At 64.1% G+C, this 21,157-nt stretch carries 18 protein-coding genes; all 18 read left to right on the forward strand.

Going from position 1 to position 21,157, the window contains the following annotated elements; translation table 11 throughout:
* The first annotated feature begins 151 nt into the window (after window positions 1–151).
* Window positions 152–1,348, forward strand: a complete 1,197-nt coding sequence (tssA, locus tag EJ067_RS07730; protein ID WP_126085427.1) for a type VI secretion system protein TssA — start codon at window positions 152–154, stop codon at window positions 1,346–1,348.
* A gap of 5 nt (window positions 1,349–1,353) precedes the next feature.
* Complete coding sequence (tssB, locus tag EJ067_RS07735) at window positions 1,354–1,890, forward strand: type VI secretion system contractile sheath small subunit (RefSeq protein ID WP_126085428.1); 537 nt, start codon at window positions 1,354–1,356, stop codon at window positions 1,888–1,890.
* Window positions 1,891–1,893: 3 nt separating this feature from the next.
* Window positions 1,894–3,399 carry a type VI secretion system contractile sheath large subunit gene (gene tssC, locus EJ067_RS07740; protein WP_126085429.1) on the forward strand — a complete coding sequence of 502 codons (1,506 nt, stop codon included), beginning with the start codon at window positions 1,894–1,896 and terminating at the stop codon, window positions 3,397–3,399.
* Window positions 3,400–3,449: 50 nt separating this feature from the next.
* Window positions 3,450–3,926: an Hcp family type VI secretion system effector gene (locus tag EJ067_RS07745; protein ID WP_126085430.1), complete on the forward strand. Its 477-nt coding sequence runs from the start codon at window positions 3,450–3,452 to the stop codon at window positions 3,924–3,926.
* On the forward strand, window positions 3,913–4,665 hold the full coding sequence (gene tssE / locus EJ067_RS07750; protein ID WP_126089529.1) for a type VI secretion system baseplate subunit TssE: 753 nt from the start codon (window positions 3,913–3,915) through the stop codon (window positions 4,663–4,665). The genes EJ067_RS07745 and tssE overlap by 14 nt, the downstream gene beginning before the upstream one ends.
* Before the next feature lies 1 nt (window position 4,666).
* Window positions 4,667–6,541, forward strand: a complete 1,875-nt coding sequence (gene tssF / locus EJ067_RS07755) for a type VI secretion system baseplate subunit TssF (protein WP_126085431.1) — start codon at window positions 4,667–4,669, stop codon at window positions 6,539–6,541.
* A complete protein-coding gene (tssG, locus tag EJ067_RS07760; RefSeq protein ID WP_126085432.1) occupies window positions 6,505–7,584 on the forward strand; it encodes a type VI secretion system baseplate subunit TssG in 1,080 nt (359 codons plus the stop codon). The genes tssF and tssG overlap by 37 nt, the downstream gene beginning before the upstream one ends.
* The gene (gene tagH, locus EJ067_RS07765; RefSeq protein ID WP_126085433.1) at window positions 7,584–9,035 is read left to right on the forward strand and encodes a type VI secretion system-associated FHA domain protein TagH; all 1,452 of its coding nucleotides are present in this window, start codon (window positions 7,584–7,586) and stop codon (window positions 9,033–9,035) included. Before tssG ends, tagH begins: the two co-directional genes overlap by 1 nt.
* Before the next feature lie 3 nt (window positions 9,036–9,038).
* A complete protein-coding gene (tssJ, locus tag EJ067_RS07770; protein WP_126085434.1) occupies window positions 9,039–9,491 on the forward strand; it encodes a type VI secretion system lipoprotein TssJ in 453 nt (150 codons plus the stop codon).
* 37 nt (window positions 9,492–9,528) lie between these two features.
* Window positions 9,529–10,863: a type VI secretion system baseplate subunit TssK gene (tssK, locus tag EJ067_RS07775; protein WP_126085435.1), complete on the forward strand. Its 1,335-nt coding sequence runs from the start codon at window positions 9,529–9,531 to the stop codon at window positions 10,861–10,863.
* 4 nt (window positions 10,864–10,867) lie between these two features.
* Window positions 10,868–12,196, forward strand: a complete 1,329-nt coding sequence (gene tssL / locus EJ067_RS07780; protein WP_126085436.1) for a type VI secretion system protein TssL, long form — start codon at window positions 10,868–10,870, stop codon at window positions 12,194–12,196.
* Entirely contained in the window at window positions 12,196–15,735 is a 3,540-nt protein-coding gene (gene tssM, locus EJ067_RS07785) for a type VI secretion system membrane subunit TssM (protein ID WP_126085437.1), read from the forward strand. Before tssL ends, tssM begins: the two co-directional genes overlap by 1 nt.
* A gap of 2 nt (window positions 15,736–15,737) precedes the next feature.
* Window positions 15,738–16,259 carry a type VI secretion system-associated protein TagF gene (gene tagF / locus EJ067_RS07790; RefSeq protein ID WP_245468200.1) on the forward strand — a complete coding sequence of 174 codons (522 nt, stop codon included), beginning with the start codon at window positions 15,738–15,740 and terminating at the stop codon, window positions 16,257–16,259.
* A 114-nt stretch (window positions 16,260–16,373) separates the two neighbouring features.
* Entirely contained in the window at window positions 16,374–17,432 is a 1,059-nt protein-coding gene (locus EJ067_RS07795; protein ID WP_126085439.1) for a DUF2169 domain-containing protein, read from the forward strand.
* Entirely contained in the window at window positions 17,429–18,484 is a 1,056-nt protein-coding gene (locus EJ067_RS07800) for a beta-ketoacyl synthase N-terminal-like domain-containing protein (protein WP_245468201.1), read from the forward strand. Before EJ067_RS07795 ends, EJ067_RS07800 begins: the two co-directional genes overlap by 4 nt.
* Window positions 18,484–19,473 (forward strand): DUF4150 domain-containing protein, encoded by a 990-nt coding sequence (locus EJ067_RS35135; RefSeq protein WP_245468202.1) that lies wholly within the window; start codon window positions 18,484–18,486, stop codon window positions 19,471–19,473. The genes EJ067_RS07800 and EJ067_RS35135 overlap by 1 nt, the downstream gene beginning before the upstream one ends.
* A 9-nt stretch (window positions 19,474–19,482) precedes the next feature.
* On the forward strand, window positions 19,483–20,403 hold the full coding sequence (locus EJ067_RS07810) for a type VI immunity family protein (RefSeq protein ID WP_126085440.1): 921 nt from the start codon (window positions 19,483–19,485) through the stop codon (window positions 20,401–20,403).
* Between the two features lie 11 nt (window positions 20,404–20,414).
* On the forward strand, window positions 20,415–21,155 hold the full coding sequence (locus EJ067_RS07815) for a hypothetical protein (protein ID WP_126085441.1): 741 nt from the start codon (window positions 20,415–20,417) through the stop codon (window positions 21,153–21,155).
* Window positions 21,156–21,157 lie beyond the last annotated feature (2 nt).

Consider the following 21,157-nt stretch of genomic DNA (forward strand, 5'->3'; position numbering starts at 1 on the left):
GCCCGACAATCGCGCAATGGGTTTCGCCGAAAGAGAACGGTCGCGTTTAGCTTCCGTTAGTTTTTGAGCGGCTGCTCAATTGTGGTAGAGTGAGACCGTGTGATAACGTCGCGTCACATAGGGGTCTCAGGGCCGCTGGCTGGGGGTTAGTGTGATTGATCTCGCACTCTGGCTGAATCCTCTGGACGGTGAGAACCCGTCGGGAGAGGACTTGCGCAACGACCCGGCCTTTCATGAGCTGGAGCGTCTGACCGAGCCTCAAGTCAAGGTCGTCCACGACGGCAGCAACAAGCCCACTTCGCAATCCAGCCCGGTCGACTGGGCGGGTGTCCTCGACAAGGCAGAGGAGCTTCGGTCCCGCGGCCGGGATCTGCGCCTTCTGGTCATCGTCGCGCGCGCTCTAGCCAACGAGGAAGGGCTGGCCGGCCTCGCCCAGGGCCTGACGCTGATCGCGAGGACCTTCGACCAGTACTGGGACACGATGCATCCGGCATTGCGGCCGAACGCGACGCCGCGCGACGCCGCCTTGCGCCGCATCAACGCGCTGCTGGATCTCCAGAACGGCCAGGAAGGCCTGCTGGCGAACCTGCGCGAAACGATCTTCCTTTCGCCGCGCCAGGTCGGATCGATCAGCGGACGCGACCTGGAACAGGGCGCGCTCGACGAGCGCGTCATGCTGCAGGAAGCGGCTTCGGGGCTGGGCGCTTCCGAAAAAGCGGCGCTGGCGACCGCTCACAGCCAGCTCTTGAACCGGGTGCGCAGCGGTTGCGCGGCACAGATCGACCAGGCCGGCGACGCGATGACCTCGCTGCTTGCCGACGCCCGCGCGGTGATCGCAGCCCTCGACGAGGTCGACGCCGCTCTCAACAAGCGCATCGATGGCAACGGCCCGACCATCCCGGAATTGAAACGGTTCCTGCAGCGTTTGCTGACGACGCTGGAGCGGAATTCGGCTGCCGGCACTGCTGGGAACGGGGCCGCGAAGCCCGCCCAGCAGCAGGCGGAAGCGGCAACGCCGGTCCGAAACGGTCATCGACCGGAAGGGACGGGCACCGAAGCGATGGGAGCCGAAACGATGGCAAGCGGCTATGCGGAACCGAGCGTCGGGCTGCCCGACCGGATCACCTCGCGCGACGACGTCGTCAAATGCCTCGACCTGGTCGTCGCCTTCTATGACCGCACCGAGCCGTCGAGCCCGATCCCGCATCTCGCCCGCCGCGTGCGCCGCATGGTGCACATGGATTTCGTGGAACTGATGGAAGATCTCGCCCCGTCGGGGCTGAAGGAATTCCGGCTGCTTGCCGGTGTCCCCGATCCCAAGAAGCCGGCCCAGAAGGATGAAAGGTAACAGGCATGCCAGCAGAGAGCAAAGCGAAGGTCATCGAAAGAAACCGCGCGCCGCGCGTGCAGATCGCCTACGACGTTGAAACCTACGGCAGCCCGACGACGATCGAACTGCCGTTCGTCATGGCCGTGATGGCCGATCTTTCCGGCGCTTCACAGACCAAGGAAGCGGTGAAGTCGGTGCTCGACCGCAACTTCGTCGAAACCGACGCCAACCGCTTCCCGAAATTCATGGAGGCCATGGGGCCGAGGGTAAAGGCGCGGGTGAAGAACACGCTGCCGCAAGCCGAGGGCGCCGAACGCGACGAGGAGCTCGCGGTCGATCTCACCTTCTCGAAGATTGGCGACTTCGCGCCGGACAAGGTCGCCGAGCAGGTGCCGCAACTGGCCGAGATCCTCAAGATGCGCCGTCAGCTCGAAGAGCTGCTCGGCTTCATGGACGGCCGCGTCGACGCCGAAAAGCGCATCGCGCAGCTTCTCAACAACGAGCCGCTGCTGAGCAAGATCGCCAGCCAGGCGCTGTCTGACGGCAAGGGCGAGGAGTAAGTCATGGCTGAACAGCAAAAGACCGCAGCCGCCACCGCCGAGGCGGAAGCGATAGACCTCGGTGAATTCAGCGGACTCCTGGAAAAGGATTTCAAGGTCAAGAAGGACGACAGCGAGAAGCTGCAGCAGCTGGTGCGCAACCTGGCTTTGGCCGCACAGTCGCGCTCCGAGACAACCACCATCTCTTCCAACGCGATCAAGTCGATCAAGTCGCTGATCGCCGGCATCGACAAGATGCTGACGACGCAGGTCAACGAGATCCTGCATGCTCCGGAAGTGCGGGAGATGGAAGGCACCTGGCGCGGCCTCTGGTATCTCGTCAACAACACCGAGACGGATACCAAGCTCAAGATCCGGGTGATGAACATCTCCAAGGAGCAGCTGGCCGACACGCTCGAAGACTACGAAGGCCAGATGTGGGACCAGAGCCCGATCTTCAAGAAGGTCTACACGGACGAGTATTCGATGCTGGGCGGCGAGCCGATCGGCTGCATCATCGGCGCCTACGAATTCTCGAACCACCCGCGCGACGTCGGCCTGCTGCGCAACATTTCGGGCGTCTGCGCCTCGGCGCACACGCCCTTCATCGCCGCCGCCTCGCCGCGCCTGTTCCGCATGGACAGCTGGCAGGAACTGCCCAATCCGCAGGACCTGCAGATGATCGTCAACAACCCGGCCTACGCCTCGTGGCAGTCGCTGCGCGAGAGCGAGGACGCCCGCTATATCGGCCTCACCATGCCGCGCGTGCTGGCACGGCTGCCGTACGGCTCGGAGACCGTTCCGGTGAAGGGCTTCACCTTCGAGGAGGAGGTGGGCGGCGACCACAACAAATATGTCTGGATGAACGCCGCCTTCCCGATGGGCGTGAACATCAACCGCAGCCACAAGCTCTTTGGCTGGGGCACGCAGATCCGCGGCGTCGAGAACGGCGGCACTGTGCTCAACCTGCCGGTGCACGCCTTCCCGACCGACGACGGATCGATCGCGATGAAATGCCCGACCGAGGTCGCCATCGACGACCGGCGCGAGGCGGAACTGGCCAAGCTCGGCCTGATGCCGATCCTGCATCGCAAGAACACCGACCTCGCGGCCTTCATCGGCGCCCATTCGCTGCAGGACGACGAAACCCGCGCCGGCCGCCTGGTCGATCCCGACGCGCAGTCGAACGAGCGGCTCAGCGCCAACCTGCCCTATCTTTTCCCGGTCTCGCGCTTCGCACACTACCTGAAGGCGATCGCGCGCGACAAGATCGGCTCGTTCAAGGAACGCACCGACATGGAGATCTGGTTGACCGAGTGGATCAACCGGTACGTGCTGGCCAATCCAGCCTTTGCCGACGACAAGGCGCGCGCCAAGCGCCCGCTTGCCGCGGCCGAGGTCCAAGTCGACAGCGTCGAAGGCCGGCCCGGTTACTACAATGCCCGTTTCTACCTGCGTCCGCACTACCAGCTGGAAGGCATCAACGCCTCCCTCCGGCTGGTGTCGGAACTGCCGTCAGTGAAGGGCTGAAATCGCAAGCAGAGTCATCTTGTTTCGTTTGAAAGCGGTGGAGAAAGACAATGCCGACAAGAACCGATGGGCCTTCGACGAAGATCGATGGTTTTTTGAAAGTCCCGGACATCAAGGGCCCGAGCAAGCGCGACGGCCATGAAGACGAGATCGAGATCCATGGCGTCGACTACAAGATGGTCGCGCCCTACGACCCCAATTCGCTGTCGCGCCGCGGTCGTGTGTCGATGGGAATGATCAAATTCATCAAGCACTACGACAAGTCGTCTCCCTACCTGAAGAAGGCGCTTTTCGAGAACAAGGCGCTCGACGAGGTGGTGTTTTCGGCACGCCGCACCATCGACGGCGAGACCAGCGACTATCTGGTGGTGACGCTCACCGACGCCTCGATCATGGAGTACGACATGCGACAGGCCGCCGACGAGGCCGACCTGATCGAGGAAGAAGTCAGCTTCGCCTACAAGAAGATCAAGTTCGTCTATGACAAGGACGACGAGATCGAAATGGATGTCTATGTCGGCAAGTGAGGCCAAGCGGCCCGGCGCGAAGGCGCAGCTTGCCGGCAGTTCCCGGGCAAAGCGCGAGGCGGTCCAACCCTCCCTCTGGGACCGCCTCATCAACGACTTGCCCGGCCTGACCTCGGAGATCGAGGGGCTGCGCCGGCTGCTGGAAGAAGAACTCGGCGCCGAGCGCGTCGAGGCCCTTCTTGCCGGCAGCGCGCGAGCCATCGATGCCGACGCGGAATTGACGCCCGACCAGAAGCGGCGTCTGCACCGTCTGGTCTTCCAGACCGAACATCGCGCCGAGATCGAAAGCCGCGGCGTGGTGGTGTCGGCGCGGGTGCTCAAGGAAGCCGTCCGGCGCGACATCGAAGCCCTCTTCAACACCGAGCGTTTTGAATCCGTTCCGATGCTTTCCGATGCCGAGCACGAGCAGCCATTGGACGAACTGCCGTCGCTCGCCGATTTCCCGGAAGTGCGGCGCAGCGTCGTCAACTATGGCGTGCCGTCCTTCTCCGGCCGCTCCTCACGGGACTTCGACCGCGATACGCTGGCGCGCGAGATCCGCGCGGTGCTCGCCACGTTCGAGCCGCGCCTCAAGGAGAGCGCCACGACGGTCAATGTCACTCTGGGCGACAAGAGCGTCGGCCTGAAGATCGAGATCGACGCCGTGCTGATCATGACGCCGACGCCGGAACGCATGCGGCTGCGCACGACGATCAATCTCGACAACGGCCTGGCGCGAACCGAATTCCGGGAGACCTGAGATGGATCGGGTCTTCGTGGAGTATTACGAAGAGGAACTGACCCATATCCGGGCGCTGGCCGCGGAATTCGCCGACATGCATCCGGCGGTCGCCCGCAATCTTTCCCTCGATACCGTCCCCTGCCCCGACCCCTATGTCGAACGGCTGCTCGACGGCGTGGCCTTTCTTGCCGCGCGCACGCGGCTGAAGGTCGACGCGGAGCGCTCGCGCTTCTCGCGCGCCGTGCTCGATGTGCTCTATCCCGACCTGGTCACGCCGGCGCCGGCAACGGCGATGGCGGTGCTGAAGCCTGGCCAGCAGGTGCAGTCGATGATCGGCGGCCATGCCGTCGCGCGCGGCACGCGACTGGTCTCCAGCCTGCATCCGGGGCTGTCGACGCGCTCGACCTTCACCACCGCGCAGGAGATCACGCTGTGGCCGATCGCGATCACCTCGGTCAGCTATTTCCAGGACCGCAGCGGGCTTGCCGCCGCGGGCATCGGCCCGATCGGCGGCGTGCGCGGCGAGGCAGGGCTGCGCATCGCGCTTGCGCGGACCGGAAAGGGCAAGCTCAGCGAACTGTCGCTCGACCGGCTCGACCTCTATTTCGCCGGTCGCAACAAGGCGCCGCTCATTTTCGACGCCATCTTCGGCGCCTGCTCGGCCCTCGGCTCGCGGACGGAAGGCAAGACCAATCCGCTCACGGCCCTGCCCGAGCCCGAAATGGTCGGCATCCGCGACGACGAGGCCCTGATGCCGCGGACCCGCCCGACCTTCGAGGGCTACCGGCTGCTGCGCGAATATTTCATGATCCCGGAGCGCTTCCACTATGTGCGGGTCTCAGGCCTGCAGCCGGTTGTGCGCAAGTGCGAGGCGGGAATAGAGATCATCTTCCTGTTCCGGCGCCCTGTGCCCGAGCTTGCCGACGTGACGCCGTCCGATTTCGAGCTCTTCGTGACGCCGCTCATCAATCTCTTCGAGCGCGAATGCAACGTCATCGAAATCGATCCGCGCAGGACGCGGCAGGTGCTGCATGCCGACCGCACCCGAGCGCGGGACTTCGAGATTTTTCGCGTCACCCGGGTGGAAGACGCCGATGCGGAAGGCAGCGAGGCCGAGATCCCCGAGCTTTTCAGCCTGGGGCAGAACCGCGGCAGCGGCTGGGTCTATTCGACCGAGCGGCGCCCGCGCCGGGCCACCGAAGACGAGCGCCGCGACGGCCTGACCCGCACCTCCTATACGGGCGACGACGTGTTCCTGGCGATCTCGCGCCCGGCGGGGAGCCCGGCGAACCGGCCGCTCAAGCGTCTCGACATCATGGCGCTCTGCACCAACCGCGACCTGCCGATCCTGGACGACACGCCGACACTGACGCTGGAGACGGCCGATCCGGTCGAAATGGTCCGGCTGCTTGGCGCGCTGCGGCCGCCGCAGCCGGCGATCCCTGCCTCGCTGCCGGCCGGCGCCGAAGGCGAATCCCGCGCCGACAATCTCGCCTGGCGGCTGGTGGCGCAGCTCTCGCTCAACTTCCTGAGCCTGGCGAAGGAAGGCCGCGGCGTCGATCCGCTGCATGCGTTGCTCGACCTCTATGCCGATCGCGGCGATCCGAGCCTTGCCCGCAACGTGCATTCGATCACCCGCATCGACTCGCGCCCGGTGATCGAGCGGCTCAAGATCGACGGTCCGATGTGCTTCGGACGGGGTACGGAAGTGACGCTGCATGTCGACCAGTCGGTGCTGGCGGGGCAAAGCACGCTTTTGCTTTCGGCCCTGCTTTCGCGGCTGTTTGCCCGCCACGCCGGAATAAACGGCTTCGTGCGGACGCGCACGCGGCTGCTGCAGAAGCAGGAGGATGTGCCATGGCCGATGACGCCCGGCAATCGCTACCTGATCTAGCGCGGCCCGCCCCCAGCGAGACCATTCCAGCAGGAATCGGGGCGCTGTCGGAGGGCTTCGACTTCTTCGAGCTGCTGCGCCGGCTGGAGCAGAGAGGCGGGCTGTTCGGCTATTCCGGCCAGGCCAATCGCGAACCGGCGCGGCTCGGCCAGCAGGTGCGGCTGAGCTTTTCGGCCAGGGACGTGGTCAAGTTCCAGGAGGCGGGCGAAAAGGCGCCGGCGCGGGTTACCGTCGCCAATCTGGGGCTGCTGGGACCCGAGGGACCGATGCCGCTGCATCTGACGCGCTGGGTGCTCGACCGGCTGTCGCAGCGCTGGTTCACCGGCGCAGACGCGGAGCAGACCAGCGACACGACCTTCGTCGACTTCGTCAACATCCTGCAGCACCGGATGATAGCCCTCTATTACCGCGCCTGGGCCGACGCGCATCCGGCGGTGCAGATCGAGCGCTCGGTCGGCGGGCGTGTGCGCGCCATGCTGGAAGCGATGTCCGGGATCGGTCTTCCCGGCACCCAGGACCCCGAGCTCGACGCGGTGCGGCTGCGCCAGGCCGGATCGCTGGCCAACCAGGTCGATGGCGCCGAGCGCCTGACGCTGTTGCTTGCCACGGCTTTCAAGGTACCGGTCGAGATCAAGGAGTTCGTCGCGTCCTGGATCACCATACCGGCGGCGCTGCAGAGTCGCATCGGCAAGGCCTATGCGGCGCTCGGGCGCGGGGCCACGATCGGGCCACGCGTCTTCAGCCGCCAGAGCCGGATCGAATTGCGCATCGGCCCGCTCGGCCTCGACGACTTCAAGTCGTTCCTGCCCGGCGAAAGGCGCCTCGCCCTTTTCAAGAAAGCAGTGCGCGACATGATCGGCGAAACGCTCGATGTCGATCTGCGCATCGTGCTTGCGCGCGAGGCCGTGCCGCCGCCGAAGATCGGAACCGTCCAGCTCGGCCGGACCTCCTGGCTTGCGCGCCCCGCCGAGAAGGGAGACGCCGACGATCTCAAGCTGCGCACGATCGTCGGCTGGCGGCCTGAAATGGCGGAGGCTGCCTGATGAGCCTGCTGCTGACGCTCGAACAAGGTCCGCGCTCCCAGGTGGTCAGGCAGACCCGGCTGGACGAGGGCGAGCTGGTGATCGGGCGCAGCGCCGATGCCGGCTGGCAGATCGACGATCCGGATATGTTCGTGTCGCGCGCGCATTGCAAGATCAACGGCGGCCGCGACGGCTACTTCGTCACCGACACCTCGAGCAGCGGGCTGTTCATCGACGATTCCGACAGCCCACTCGGCGCCGGCAGGTCGACACGGCTGCAAAGCGGCATGCGGCTGAGGTTGGGCGACTACGTTCTCTATGTCGAGGTCCAGCCAAGCGCGAGCCAGACATCGGTTGGCCAGGCGGCCAACCATTCCGCCCCTGCATGGTCGCAGCCGCAGCCGCGGTCTTCGCCCAGCATCGGGGGCGACGACTTCTTTTCGGCCAGGGTCGAGGAAGAGCCGCGGCGGCCACGGCCGGCCGATCTGCCGGACCCGTTCGAGCAGCCCGTGCCCGGCGCCTATGACCGCGCCTCCAACCAGCGCAGCTCGCCAGCCTTCGACGACCCATTCAGCCTCGACCCGGTCGCGACGCCTCAATCGAACGACGATGCCGCAATCGGCCGCTCGGATCCGTTCGGCTTCGGCGACATGCCGTCGCGCGGCGATACGGCGGAGCCGGCGCCGAAAGCCGCCGGCTTCGATGACGATTTCAGCTTTGGACCGGCTGCGGTGCCTGCCTCTGCCAAAAGCGCCCAACCGGCCGGTCATGGCGAACAGGCGGCGGCCGAAAAGCCGCAGGCCGCTCATCCGTGGGATGTGCCGGCACGCGCGGCCGAGCCCCCTCCTCCGCGCCCCACTTCCGCGTCCAAGCCGTCGCGCGCCGCTCAACCCGCGCCGGACGACATGGCGCTGCGCACCGCCTTCCTGCGCGGCATGGGTGTCGAGGAGGCCGATTTTCCCGGGCGCGATCCGATCGCGGAAATGGAGAAATTCGGGCGCGAATACAGGCTGATGCTGGACGGCCTGATGCAGCTCCTGCGAAAGCGCGCCGAGGAAAAGGGCAGCGCGCGCGTCGCCCAGACGATGGTCGGCGCATCGGAGGTCAACCCGCTCAAATTCCTGCCGACGGTCGAGGACGTCATCGTCACCATCATCTCTGAACGCAGCCCGGGGTTTCTCTCGGGCGACGCTGCGATCTCCGATGCGGTGAAGGATCTCGCGCAGCACCACGTGCGCGCCTGGCGCGGCGTTCAGGCGGCGCTGCGGCGCATGATCGACCGCTTCGATCCGGCGGCGATCGAGGAAGAGCTCAAATCCAATTCCGCGCTCGGCAACCTGCTTTCGGGCGGGCGCAACGCCAAGCTGTGGGAGCTTTACCAGAAACGCCATCGCGACATCGCCCAAAGCGCGGAATCGAGCTTCCTGGGCGAGATCGGCGCGGACTTCAGGGATGCTTACGAAGAGGAGTAGGACATGATCGATCGACGCGAATTCATCGTTGCCCTCGGCGCGACGGGGCTGCTTGCGGCTTGTCAGAGCGGCCCGCCGAAACCATCGGTCATCTCGGTCAACGTGACCGGTGGCGCCGGCATGAATCCTGGACCGGGCGGCGGTGACAGGCCGGTGACCGTGCTGGTGATGCGGCTTGCCAGCACGGGCAAGTTCAATTCGGCCGACTATTTCGCGCTGCAGGGCGATGCGGGCTCGGCGCTCGGCGCCGACCTCATCGGATCCGACGCGATCTCCGTCGCGCCAGGCAAGACGGCGGCCAAGACTATCACGGTCGAGCCTAACGCGACGGCGCTCGGCTTCGTCGCCCTGATCCGCGAACCTGGCGGCAGGAACTGGCGCACGACCAAGTCTGTGTCGCCGGGATCGAAATTCACCATCAACGTCAGCCTCGGCAGCGGCGGTATTTCCGCCTGACGAAGCGGCAACATTTGGCAGTGCAGAGAGCAGCGGCATGAGCGACGCAAACAGGGTGCTGTGGTCCGAGGGTCTCTTCTTGAGGACCCAGCACTTTCAGCAGCAGGACCGTTTCTTCGAGGCGATGGTGCGCGGCGCGTTGCAGGCGGGCCAGCTCCACACGTTCGGTTTCCAGCAGCTGACGCTCGACCAATCGCTGCTCGATGTCGGCCAGGTCTCAATCGTGTCGGCGCGGGGCATCTTCCCGGACGGCACGCCCTTTGCCATTCCGGAGACCATGGATGCGCCGAAGCCGTTGCCGGTCACGGCCGACACAGGCGCCGGCCCGGTGCTGGTCGCCCTGCCGCTCGAGCCGCCCGGCGGCGTCGGTTTCGACCCGGCGCATGCCGCCTCGACCGGCGCGCGCTATCACGGCAAGATCGTCCCGGTGCGCGATGCCGTGCAGGGCGGCGCCGATCCGGAAGAGATCGAGATCGCCCGGCCGCAGGCGGTGCTGCTTGCGCCCGGCAAATCGGTCGGCGGCTACACGGCGCTGCCGATCGCCGACATCAAGGGCATTCGCGCCGACGGCGGCGTCTCGCTCGACGAGACCTTCCTGCCGCCGACGCTGATCACCGGCGCCGTCGCCTGGTACCGGCAATTGCTGCAGGAGGTCGTCACCGGTCTCGACCAGATCGCCGAGGCGCACGGCAAGATGGTGATGGGCGGCCCTGGCCGCAGCGTCGAGGACCTGTTGACGCTTCATCTCGCCAACGCGGCGCGGCCGCGGCTTGCGCATATGCTGGCGCAGGACGTCTTCCATCCGGCCGAGCTTTATCTCGAGCTTGCCGGTCTTGCCGGCGAAATGGCGACCTATGGCTCCAGCTCGCGCCGGCTCGGCGAGCTGCCGGCCTATGACCACATGGCGCCCGGCCCGGCCTATATGGCGCTTGCCGACGCCTTGCGCTCGCTGATCCTCAGCCTGCGCTACATCGAGCCGAAATCGCGCGCGCTGCCGGTCATGCGGCACGCGACCAATGTCTGGAAGGTGCGCATCGACAATCCGAAGCTTCTGGTCGCCAGCCGCATCGTCATCCGCGTCGGCTCCGAGCTGTCGGAAGACGCGCTGCGCAAGATCTTCGTCAACCAGGCGACGGTCGGCTCGGCGGACCAGTTCGAAGGCCTGTGGAAATCGCGCCTGCCCGGCATCCCCCTGAAGCCGCTCCATTCGCAACCGCGCGAGATTCCCTACGACGGCGACCGGCTGTGCCTGGAGCTGGACCAGAAGAGCGAGCATTGGGCCTCGCTGCTCGACGCCCCCGGTTTCGTCATCGGCGTTTCCGGTGTGCTACCGAGCGAGCCGCAGGTCGACTGCTATTCGGTGAACAGGTGAGGCCATGAGCCGGGATGATCCTTTCGGACTGTCGGAGGATCGCGAACGCACGCGCATCAGGCTGACGGGCGCCGCGCCCCGGCCGATGGCGCCGCTGGCGCCGGGCGCACCGGTGAAGCGGGCGCGCGCCCATCCCAACACGCTGATCAACACCTTCGCGCCGCTGCTCGAATTCGCGCCGGAGCTCGAAAGCGCGCTTGCGCCAGAGAATCCGGAAGCGATGCGCACGCGCCTGCTCGACGAGCTGGTGCGGGCGCGCGACGCCGCTGTTGGCGCTGGCTCCTCGCTGGAGCGCGCCGACCAGGCGGCCTGGGCGGTGGCGGCCTTGCTCGACGACCTCGCGCTCAACACGCCCTGGGGCGGCGCCAGCGCCTGGCCGCGCCAGCCGCTGGTGGTCATGCTGCGCGGCGACGTCGATGCCGGCACGCAGTTCTTCTCGCGTCTCGACGAGCTGGAGCGGCACCCGAACCGCGACCGCGAAATGCTCGAGCTGCAATATTACTGCCTGGCGCTCGGCTTCCGCGGCAAGTATCGCGTGCCCGGCCGCGCCGGCGACCGCTCGCTCAATGCGGTTCGGGTGGCTGCGGCCCGCTTCCTGCGCAATGCCGACGCCGAAGACGCGCCGCTGTCGCCGAACTGGAAAGGCGTGATCGCCTCCGACGAGCCGCAGCGCTTCATCGTGCCGATCTGGGTGATGGCGCTGGCGGCCGTGGTGATCGCCGCCGCCGCTTATGCCGGTCTGTCGATGGGGTTGAGCAGCCAGGCGGTCGAGCTCTCCGCGCTGGTCCGCACCCTGCCGCCGCCCGCGCGCGGCGACGTTACGCGCGCCGCACCCAAACCGGATGCTCCCGAACCCGAACCGCCGCAGCCGGTCGATTTCGCGCTGCTGCCGGAATTCAAGGCGGAGGCGCCGGACAACCTCAAGGGCGCGCTGAGCGGCACCGAGAGCGTGTCGCTGGCCAAGCTCGTCGTCCAGTCTTCCAACCCCGAACTGTTCCAGTCGTCGCGCGCGACGCTTACCCCGGGCTACGAGCCGCTGGTCGAGTCGATCGCCAAGGTGATCCTCGCCAATCAGGAGCTGATCGGAAACATCACCGTCGTCGGCCATACCGACAATGTGCGCCTGCAAAAATCCAATCCGCTGTCGAGCAACCAGCGGCTTTCGGAAGCGCGCGCCGAAACCATAGCCGACCTTCTGGTGAAAGCCGGCGTGCCGCAGGAGCGCATCCATTCCGAAGGCCGCGCCGAGACCGATCCGGCGGCCGACAACTCCACGCGCGAGGGCCGCGCGCTCAACCGCCGCGTCGAGGTCCTGGTCGAGAAGAGGCTCTGATGTTCATCCTGCGCTTCCTCTGGGCGGTTCTCACCTCGCGCTTCCTGTGGACGCTGATCGGCATCGCGCTGCTTTCGCTGCTGATCTGGGTGTTTGGCCCGATCGTCCAGGTCGGGCCCTATGCGCCGTTCGATTCCGACAATGTGCGCATCGCCATCATCGCCGGGCTGATCATCCTGTGGCTGATCTGGCTGATCATTGCGCAGCGCCGCGCGATCCGCGCCAACCGCATGTTCGTGGCCGAGATCGCCGCGCCTGTCCAGGAAAAGCAGCTCACGCCCGGCGAGGAAAGCGTCGCGGCGGTCGGCGCCAAGTTCGGCGAGGTGATGGCCGAGCTCAAGCGGCGCAAGCTCGGCGGCAGAAAATTCCTGCGCGAGATGCCGTGGTATGTGATCGTCGGCCCGCCGGCCACCGGCAAGACGACGGCGCTGCGGCAATCCGGTCTCAACTTCCCGATCGACCTCACCGACGACCTGCAGGGGGTCGGGGGCACGCGCAACTGCGACTGGTTCTTTTCGGAGAACGCGGTGCTGATCGACACCGCCGGCCGCTACGTCCAGCAGGAGAGCCAGCCGGATGTCGATGCAACGGAATGGCTTGGCTTCCTCGATCTTTTGAAGAAGCACCGGGGCCGGCGAGCACTCAACGGCGTGATCGTTGCGCTGTCGATCGACGCGCTGTCGGAGGGCGACGAGGCGATCAAGGCGCACGGCCGAAAAATCCGCCGCCGGCTGGCCGAGCTGAACGACCGCCTCGAAATCCGCCTTCCCGTCTACCTGATGCTGACCAAGGCCGACCTGATCAAGGGGTTCGAAGCCTTCTTCGGCGGCCTGTCGACCACAGCGCGCGAGCAGGTGTGGGGAACGACCTTTCCGCTCGACGCCCGCGTCGATGCCAAGACCATCGAGAAGGAAATCGCCACGCTCGCCGCTGAACTGGAACGGCGGCTGGTGCCGCGGCTGGAGGACGAGGACAAGCTTGGTTCGCGCGCGGAAATCTTCCGCTTCCCGGCCCAACTCGCCAGCCTTTCCGAGCCGATCCAGGTGCTGATCGAGGCGATGTTCGGCGAGAGCCGCTATGAAGAGGCGGCCTGGCTGCGCGGCCTCTATCTGACGTCGGCGACGCAGGAAGGCGCGCCCATCGACCGGCTGACGGCGGCGCTGTCTTCCTCCTTCGGACTGCCGCCGCGCCGCGCGATGCTGGCGCCGCGCGTCGAGAAGCGCAGCTTCTTCCTCAGGAATCTCCTGACCGAGGTCATCTTCAAGGAAGCGGGCCTCGGCACGTTCGACCCGCTGGCGCAGCGCCGCCGCGCCTGGATCTGGCGCGGCGCGGCCGCAGCTTGCACTCTGGCCGCCCTGCTCGCCGGTGGGCTGTTCACCTGGTCCTATCTCGACAACCGCAATGCGATCACCGAGCAGGCCGGCCAGTTCGAGGCGCTGCAGGCGCCGCTGACCGATGTTGCCGCCATGCCGGCCGCGGTCGAGCAACCGACCATGGATGGCGCGCTGGCGGCGATGGACGCGGTGGCGACGGCGCGCACGCCGCCGCCGGATGCCGTCCACAATTTGCTCGGCCCGACGGCCTCGGCGGAACTCGTGCGGGCGCAGACCGACACCTACGACCACGCGCTGCGCAACGTGCTCGAGCCGCATATGGTGGCGCTGCTCGAAGCGACGATGTGGCGGCAGATCCGCGATCCGGATTTCATGCTCGGTGCGCTGAAGACCTATCGCATGATGACCGGCCTGTCGCAGATGGACACCGACTTCGCGCAGAACTGGTGGGTGAACAGCCTGCCGGAATTCGCCCCCGCCCCGCCCTTCCCGACCGCCGATGCCGAAGAGCACCAGCTTGCCGCGATCCGCCGCATGGCGGTCGACGACAGCTACATCGCCCCGGACAAGGAGCTGGTCGCAGAGGCGCTGAAGACAGTGTGCACGATCTCGCTACCGGAGCGCGCCTACAAGCAGTTGCTCGCCGACCCGGAAGTCGCGGCAGTCAAGGAATGGGTGCCCGCCAATTTCGCCGGCCCGAACGGCGCCAAGGTGTTCGCGCGCCGCTCCGACAAGACGCTGCGCGTCGGCGTTTCCGGCGCCTTCACCTATGCCGGTTTCCATGACGCGGTTCTCGACCGGGTCGAGGATGTGGCGGCGCAGGCTGCGCTCGACCGGGCGGTGTTCGCCGGCGGCTGCTCGGAGAACTCGGAGACCTCGGTGTCGGCGCTGTCCGAAGACATTCTGAAGCTCTACTACGACGACTACATCGCGCAGTGGGACAGCTTCCTGCGCGACATGCGGCTGGCGCCGCTGAGCGACCTCAATGTCGCCAGCGAAAACCTCAAGGACCTTTCGAGCGCCGATTCCGCGCTGAAGCGGTTGCTGAAGGCGGTGGTGCAGGAGACGGACCTGACCCGGTCCGACGAGGCGCCGGCCGACGACAAGGGCGGCGCCGCGAAGACCGGCTCGAAGCTGCTCTCCAAGCTCGGCAAATTGGGCAAGGTGGTGAAGACCGGGGCAAAGCTCCTGCCGCGCGCGGGCTCGGCCGATCAGGTCGACATGACCGGCAGCCTGGTGGCCGAGCATTTCAAGCCGCTGAAGGGCACGATCGCCGAGGTCGACGGCCAGCCGCCGGCGCTCGACGCCGCCGTGGTGGCGCTGACGGCGCTGTCCAACGTCTTGCAGACGGTGACGGCCAATCCCGACCCGCAGGACGCCATCAAGAAGCAGGGCGGCCTCGCCGAGCTGACGGGCGCGGTGGCCCGCCAGGCGCAGATCCTGCCCTCGCCGATCAACGACTGGCTTGGCGGCATCGCCGGCGACACCAGCGGCCTGTCGCAGAAGGCCGTCACCAACGAGCTCAACGCCATCTGGCGCGCCGACATCCTGCCCTTCTGCCAGGCGGCGCTCAACAACCGCTATCCGTTCAGCCCAGAGAGCGCGGTGGACGTCAACGTGCGCGACTTCCAGCGCCTGTTCGGGCCCGCCGGGCTGATCGACGCCTTCATCAACGACCATCTGATCAACTATGTCGACACTGCCAGCCAGCCGTGGAAATGGCGCGCCGACTTCGGCCTCGATGCCGCAGCGCTGGCGGCGTTCGAGCAGGCAAGGCACATCCGCGACGACCTCTTTCCCGGCGGCACCGGCCCGGTGATGAACTTCACGCTGGAGCCCAAGGACCTGTCGCCCAACGTGGCGCGCGTGACGCTCAACCTCGATGGCCAGAATCTCGTCTACTACAACAACGCGACCCGGCCGCAGCCGATGACATGGCCGGGCAAGGACGGGACAGGCGTCATCTCGCTCGCCTTCCAGCCGGTCGACGGCTCGCCCGAGGTGATGCTCAACGAAACCGGCAGCTGGGCGTGGCTGAGGATGCTGCGCGGCGGCAAGTTCAACGGAACCAAGCTTTCCGACGTCTACAGCCTGCGGCTCGGCACGAAAGGCATGTATGCCGACTTCGAGCTCAAGGCAGCCAGCGTCGAGAACCCCTACACGCTCGAGATGTTCAAGAAGTTCACATGTCCACCGCAGATCTGAACGTGCCCGGCTTCTACGGAAAGATGCCCGCCGCCGGCGATTTCGTGACGCGGCGTCTGGCAGGAGATTTCGTGCGCGTCTGGGACCGCTGGCTGGCGCAGCATATCGTGCCGCTGTTCGGGCTCGAAGCCTGGCCAACGGATACCGCCTTGCGCTTCGTGGCCGGCCCGGCCTCCTTCGGCGCCTCTGCGGGTATCGTCGTGCAGAGCGCCGACCGGGTGGGGCGGCAGTTCCCGCTGAGCATCGTGGCGCGGCTTGCCGAAGCGCCCCTGAAGCTTGCTTATGCCGATGTCTGGTTCGAAGGCATCGAAAACGCCGCCTTCGGCGCGCAGCGGGGTGAGCTGACCCCCGACGAACTGGATGCCGCCCTGACGGCCCTGCCCTTGCCGGCCGCCAAACAGGACAGCGACATCATCGACGACCTCGTCATGTGGACCGCGCGCACGGATATTTTCGACGTCGATCCGCAGGCGCCGCAAAAAACGGTCGAGCAAATCTTCGTGGCAAGCTGGGAGACCAGCTGATGCAGAGATCATTTGACGACGCTCAATCTGCCACGCGGACGGAGGGCTCACGACCAGAAGCTCTTATCGTTGCGCCCCCTTACTTGGCCATCGCCTAGGGAGGCAAAGGTACGAATGTGGATTCTGTCCAACGACACGCCGTTCGCCGCCCAGGAAAGCTGGACGCGTGACGAGCACGGGCATGAGGTCTGGCTAGTCGCGATCAAGGCATCCTTCGAGATCGATCCCAATGGGAAACAGCGGCTTTTGAAGGAGCAGTCGCCGGTGAACCTCGCGCCCGTATATGGCGCGGATCCAAACGAGCTTCTCGACGAGACAGATCTCAATCTTGAGAAAAGGCATACCGACATTCTGGTCGAAGGACATGTCTATGCGCCTGGTGGCCGCCCGAATGTCGAGAGCGCCGCGCGCATAAAGGTCGGCGATCTGGACAAGACCCTCAACGTGGTGGGTGATCGCGTGTTCATGCCTGGGCCTGTGTCGGTGCGGATGAGCCGGGCAGAGCCATTCACCAAAATACCGATCAGTTGGCGCCGAACGTATGGTGGCACGGATGCAGACGCATCCAAGCCGGACTGGGACCAGCGTAATCCTGTCGGCACCGGATTTGCCGTCGATCCGCACCGGTTGATTGGCAGGACCGGGCCCAATTTCGAGTATCCTGATGCTCCCTATCGCGATCACAGAAGCGGCAAGCCCGCCGGCTTCGGCCCGGTAGCACGGCATTGGCTGCCGCGCATGAAATATGCAGGCACATACGGCGAGGAGTGGGAGAAAACCCGCGATCCCCTTCTGCCTCTCGATTTCAGCCGTAGATACTTCCAATGTGCCCCGGAGGATCAGCAAACCAAAACTCCGCTGATTGGTTACGAGGCCGTCCGACTGGGCAACTTCACGGAGGACGGTTTCTGGCAATTCCTGCTGCCGCGCATCACCTTTGACATGAACACGGAGTTCTACAACCGCCCGGATCGCAAGAACGGCGAAGCCGTCATTCACACGCTTCGCATCAAGCCCGATCTCAGGCAGTTCTCGATCACATGGATGTCGGCACTGCCGGTGCCGTTCGACGAGGAGCGCCTGAAGCAGACGACACTCAGCATTCGCGAGCGCACCGGGATTTCTCCAACTGTTGCAGCGACTGGCGTGTGGCTGGCAGACGAAGACGAATGATGGCCAAAGGAAACACGATTGTCGTTGTCGGCGTGGGAGCGCGTACCCCGCTTGGCTTTGACGCAGCCTCAAGTGCCGCCGCGGTCCGTGCCGGTATCTCTGCCATACAGGACCATCCCTATATGATCGACCGGTTTGGCGAGCGAATGAAGGTGACGCGTGATACCGGTATCGCGGTGACCGTTACTGGCCCTGCCCGCGCGGTGGAAATCGCGGTCTCACCTGCCTTCGACGCGTTGCGGCCCTTGCTAGCTGTGCGGCAGGCAGCATCGGTTTCGCTGATCCTCTCGACCGGTGAGGCTCGGCCAGGACAGCCGGAGGGTTTCGCTGCGCAGGTTAACGCCAAGTTACGCAGTCAATTGGCGCAGCACGCTATCCTCGAAGGTGGTGGGTCGACCGCGCGCGGCCACGCGGGAGGACTTCTGGCAATTTACCACGCCTGCAAAACACTGCGAGATGACAAAGTCGAGTTTTGTTTGGCAGGCGGGGTCGATACCTATCTGGAGCCGGAAACGTTGGAGTGGCTTGACGAAAACGAGCAGCTCCATTCCGAGGGCAATATCTACGGCTTCTGCCCCGGGGAGGCGGCAGGATTCTGTTTGCTGACGACGTTGACCACAGCACAGAGGTATGGGCTGCGGCCTCTCCTTGAGGTCGTCGGGGCCTCTACAGCAAACGAAGAAAACAGGATCAAGACCGAGACAGTCGTGCTCGGCGAAGGACTAGGCGCGGCTTTCCGCTTTCTATTCGAAAATGCACCTATCGATCCGGTTGGTCGAATCATTTGCGACATGAACGGCGAACGCTATCGCGGCAATGAATACGGCTTCGCTGTGATCCGCAATCCGGGTCGCTTCGAGAATGCGGCGGACTTCGAAACGCCAGCCGATTGTTGGGGCGATGTCGGCGCAGCATCCGGCCCTTTGTTTGTCAGTCTGGTTACCGAGGCGGAAGCGCGCAACTATCAGAACGCGTCTCTTTCCCTGATCTGGGCAGGGTCGGAAAATGGCTCCCGTGCGGCTGTGTTGCTGGGCGGACCGAGGAGAGCCTGATGCCCACGCACATTGTCGTCAACAGCCTCGGTCTGACCTACAAGGGAACGATAGGCATTTCGATCGCGACGATACCCGACGTCTGCAAGACGCCAACCCCTGGCGGTCCGGTGCCGATGCCGTATCCCAATTTCGCAAACCAAGGGACCCTGCAGGACGGAACGACGACCGTTTTTGCCAAGGGCGGCAAGATGATCGCCATCAAGGGCTCGCAGTACGGCATGAGCACCGGCGACGAACCCGGCACCGTCGGCGGCGTGAAGTCTAACGTCTTCAAAAAGGCAACGGACTGGATCACCTATTCGTTCGATGTGAAGATGGATGGCAAGAATGCCTGCCGCCATACCGACAAGAAGTTCCACAACGACAAGAATACAGTGAATTTGGCGGGAGACCTCGACCCGGCTGTCGCTGCGCGCGGAATCCAAAAACTGAAAGACATCCTTTGTGAATGCAACCGTCAGGTGGACGCCAAACAGGCACAGCTCAAGGCGTCAAACCAGAAGATGATGAATTGCAAGGCACTCGGAGATGCCAAACACAAATGCTGTGACGACGCCGTAAAAAAGGTAGGTGGAGAACCGAAGTTTGACCCGGAGAAGGGGTATGATGAGAAGACCGGGAAGCATGACCCAAGCGCGTCTCGCGAATGGCCGCCTGGGATGGAAGCGAAGGACTATTTCGCGGGCATCTCGGGGAAGATTTTTCCTGATGCCGCCATGCTTAATCCCGACGGGTCGACCAACAGGTTTATAGAATACAAGTTCAGGTGCCCCGCAGGAACGCCCACTGGAAAGACCAAGGGTGGAAAGAGGAAGAAACCATCGCAGGGGACAGCCGACACTAGCTGGACGCCTGCGAAAAAGAATAAGAAAGGCAAGATTATCAAACAAGATCAAAGGACTCGGACGATCAAACTTGGAGCAAAGCAGAATCCGAAGGTAAAGAATCCTCCAGAACTTTTGACAAACAAGCGCTGTAAGAAGTAGGCTGAACCAATGAAGAATAGCGACCTCACATTTACCATAGATACGGCAGATGGTGATTACACGATCGTACGTCCTGGTTTGTCAATTTGCCTGATATACGCTGATACCGCTGACGTGATCGGTCCTGATGTGGCCAAAATTCTTGAGGAGTATATCAAATTTATCCCCGATGGCGCCTTGCAAACTTACCTGGCTGACAGCGGCATCTGGAAGAAAGCGACTCAACGTACTTTCAACTCTGTATTTTCCAACTTGCTGGACGTTGGGGAAGGAAATTATTCAGAGTTTCATTTTGGCCAGGAGCCCGCAGGCAATGTCGGCGACTATGGCGCACACTTTAAAGCGGGCCCCCTAGACGATGATTTTTTCGACAGGGAAGCGAATATCCTTCATCTGGAGTTTCCGATGGAGTTTGCGGAGCCACCAGCTGCAGAGCGGCTTGCCGATTTCTTTGCACGACTTGTCAGCATCCGGGCCCCGGATTCCGGCTATTGCGGTTATGCATTCAAGCACCTGTTCATGACATTTACGAACGAGGCACTGGAATTCATCGCACGCAGAGCAATGAGATATACCGGGTTTGACGTCCCTGAGGATGCGATAAGGATCTGGGCTCGAGGTCGCGTCTACAATGTTTCGTGGTTGACTGTCCTGGGCCCAGACATCCTCGCAGAGTTGGGTGGAAAGGATCAGGTACGGCAACAGAGAACTAGTGAACTCGCGGTGTTCGATGTAGGGGAGGCTCTGGTCATACGTGCCGCGGACCTGCCGATTGTCGGCGACGTCAACCGCGGCGCCACCGACGTGGAGGGCCTGAAAAAGCTAGCCGAAATCACCAAACCTGTGCGGATCGAACTGGAGATGCTCGGACCAGGCGAACTCGATTTGGCAACACGCTGGCCAAATCGCTTTGATAGGCCAGGGCATTGAACGGAATGCCGATGAAAAGGCCTTTTGCGTTATCGGCTATGCCGAACAGTCACCGAAGCGAGTTGGTGGTCAATCTGGTACTGGCGCGCTCGCCTGACAATCAGGCGCTCACGGGAATTGCGGATATCTGGAGGGCATTTCAGGGCTTGGCGGAATGTGGAGGATTGTCAGGGGCTATGCACGATCCAGGCTTGGCTCGGGCGCTTGTATGTACGACTGATCTGAAGGAGACAACGGTACGCGCAAGCTTTCGGGACTTAGTCGTTGATCCGGCCGGCTTGTTCGTGCTGGCAAATATGCTGCATTGGCTTCACGAAAAGATAATCCCGTTGCAGCGTGCAACCATTCTGTGGCCCGCCAATGAAAGGGTGGTCCGCACCGACGAACCGCAATTTCCCGATCCATGGCCACACTATTCCTTCGAACTTGAGATTGGTGATCTGATCGACGACATAGATCTGGAAATTGAACTGATGGCACCACAGCCCAAAGCGATAACGGACCGGGTTGTGGACACGCTTTCTGACTGGCTGCTCGCGACCCATCGGGGAGGATTCGCCAATGAGATGTTCAAGCCCGCAGAATCCATTGTCTTTCTTGGGCCAGACCTCATGAATATAGAGGCCGATTACGTGGCCTGGTTCATCGAAGCAATTCGCGCCGACGAGAGCGCGCTCGACAGCCTCTTGAATGTGTTGGAATGGATCCATCAAAATGTGGCGCCAATTCGATCCGTCAGCCTTGGGCCGTAGCG

The sequence above is a fragment of the Mesorhizobium sp. M1D.F.Ca.ET.043.01.1.1 genome, from assembly GCF_003952385.1.
Lineage (GTDB): Bacteria > Pseudomonadota > Alphaproteobacteria > Rhizobiales > Rhizobiaceae > Mesorhizobium.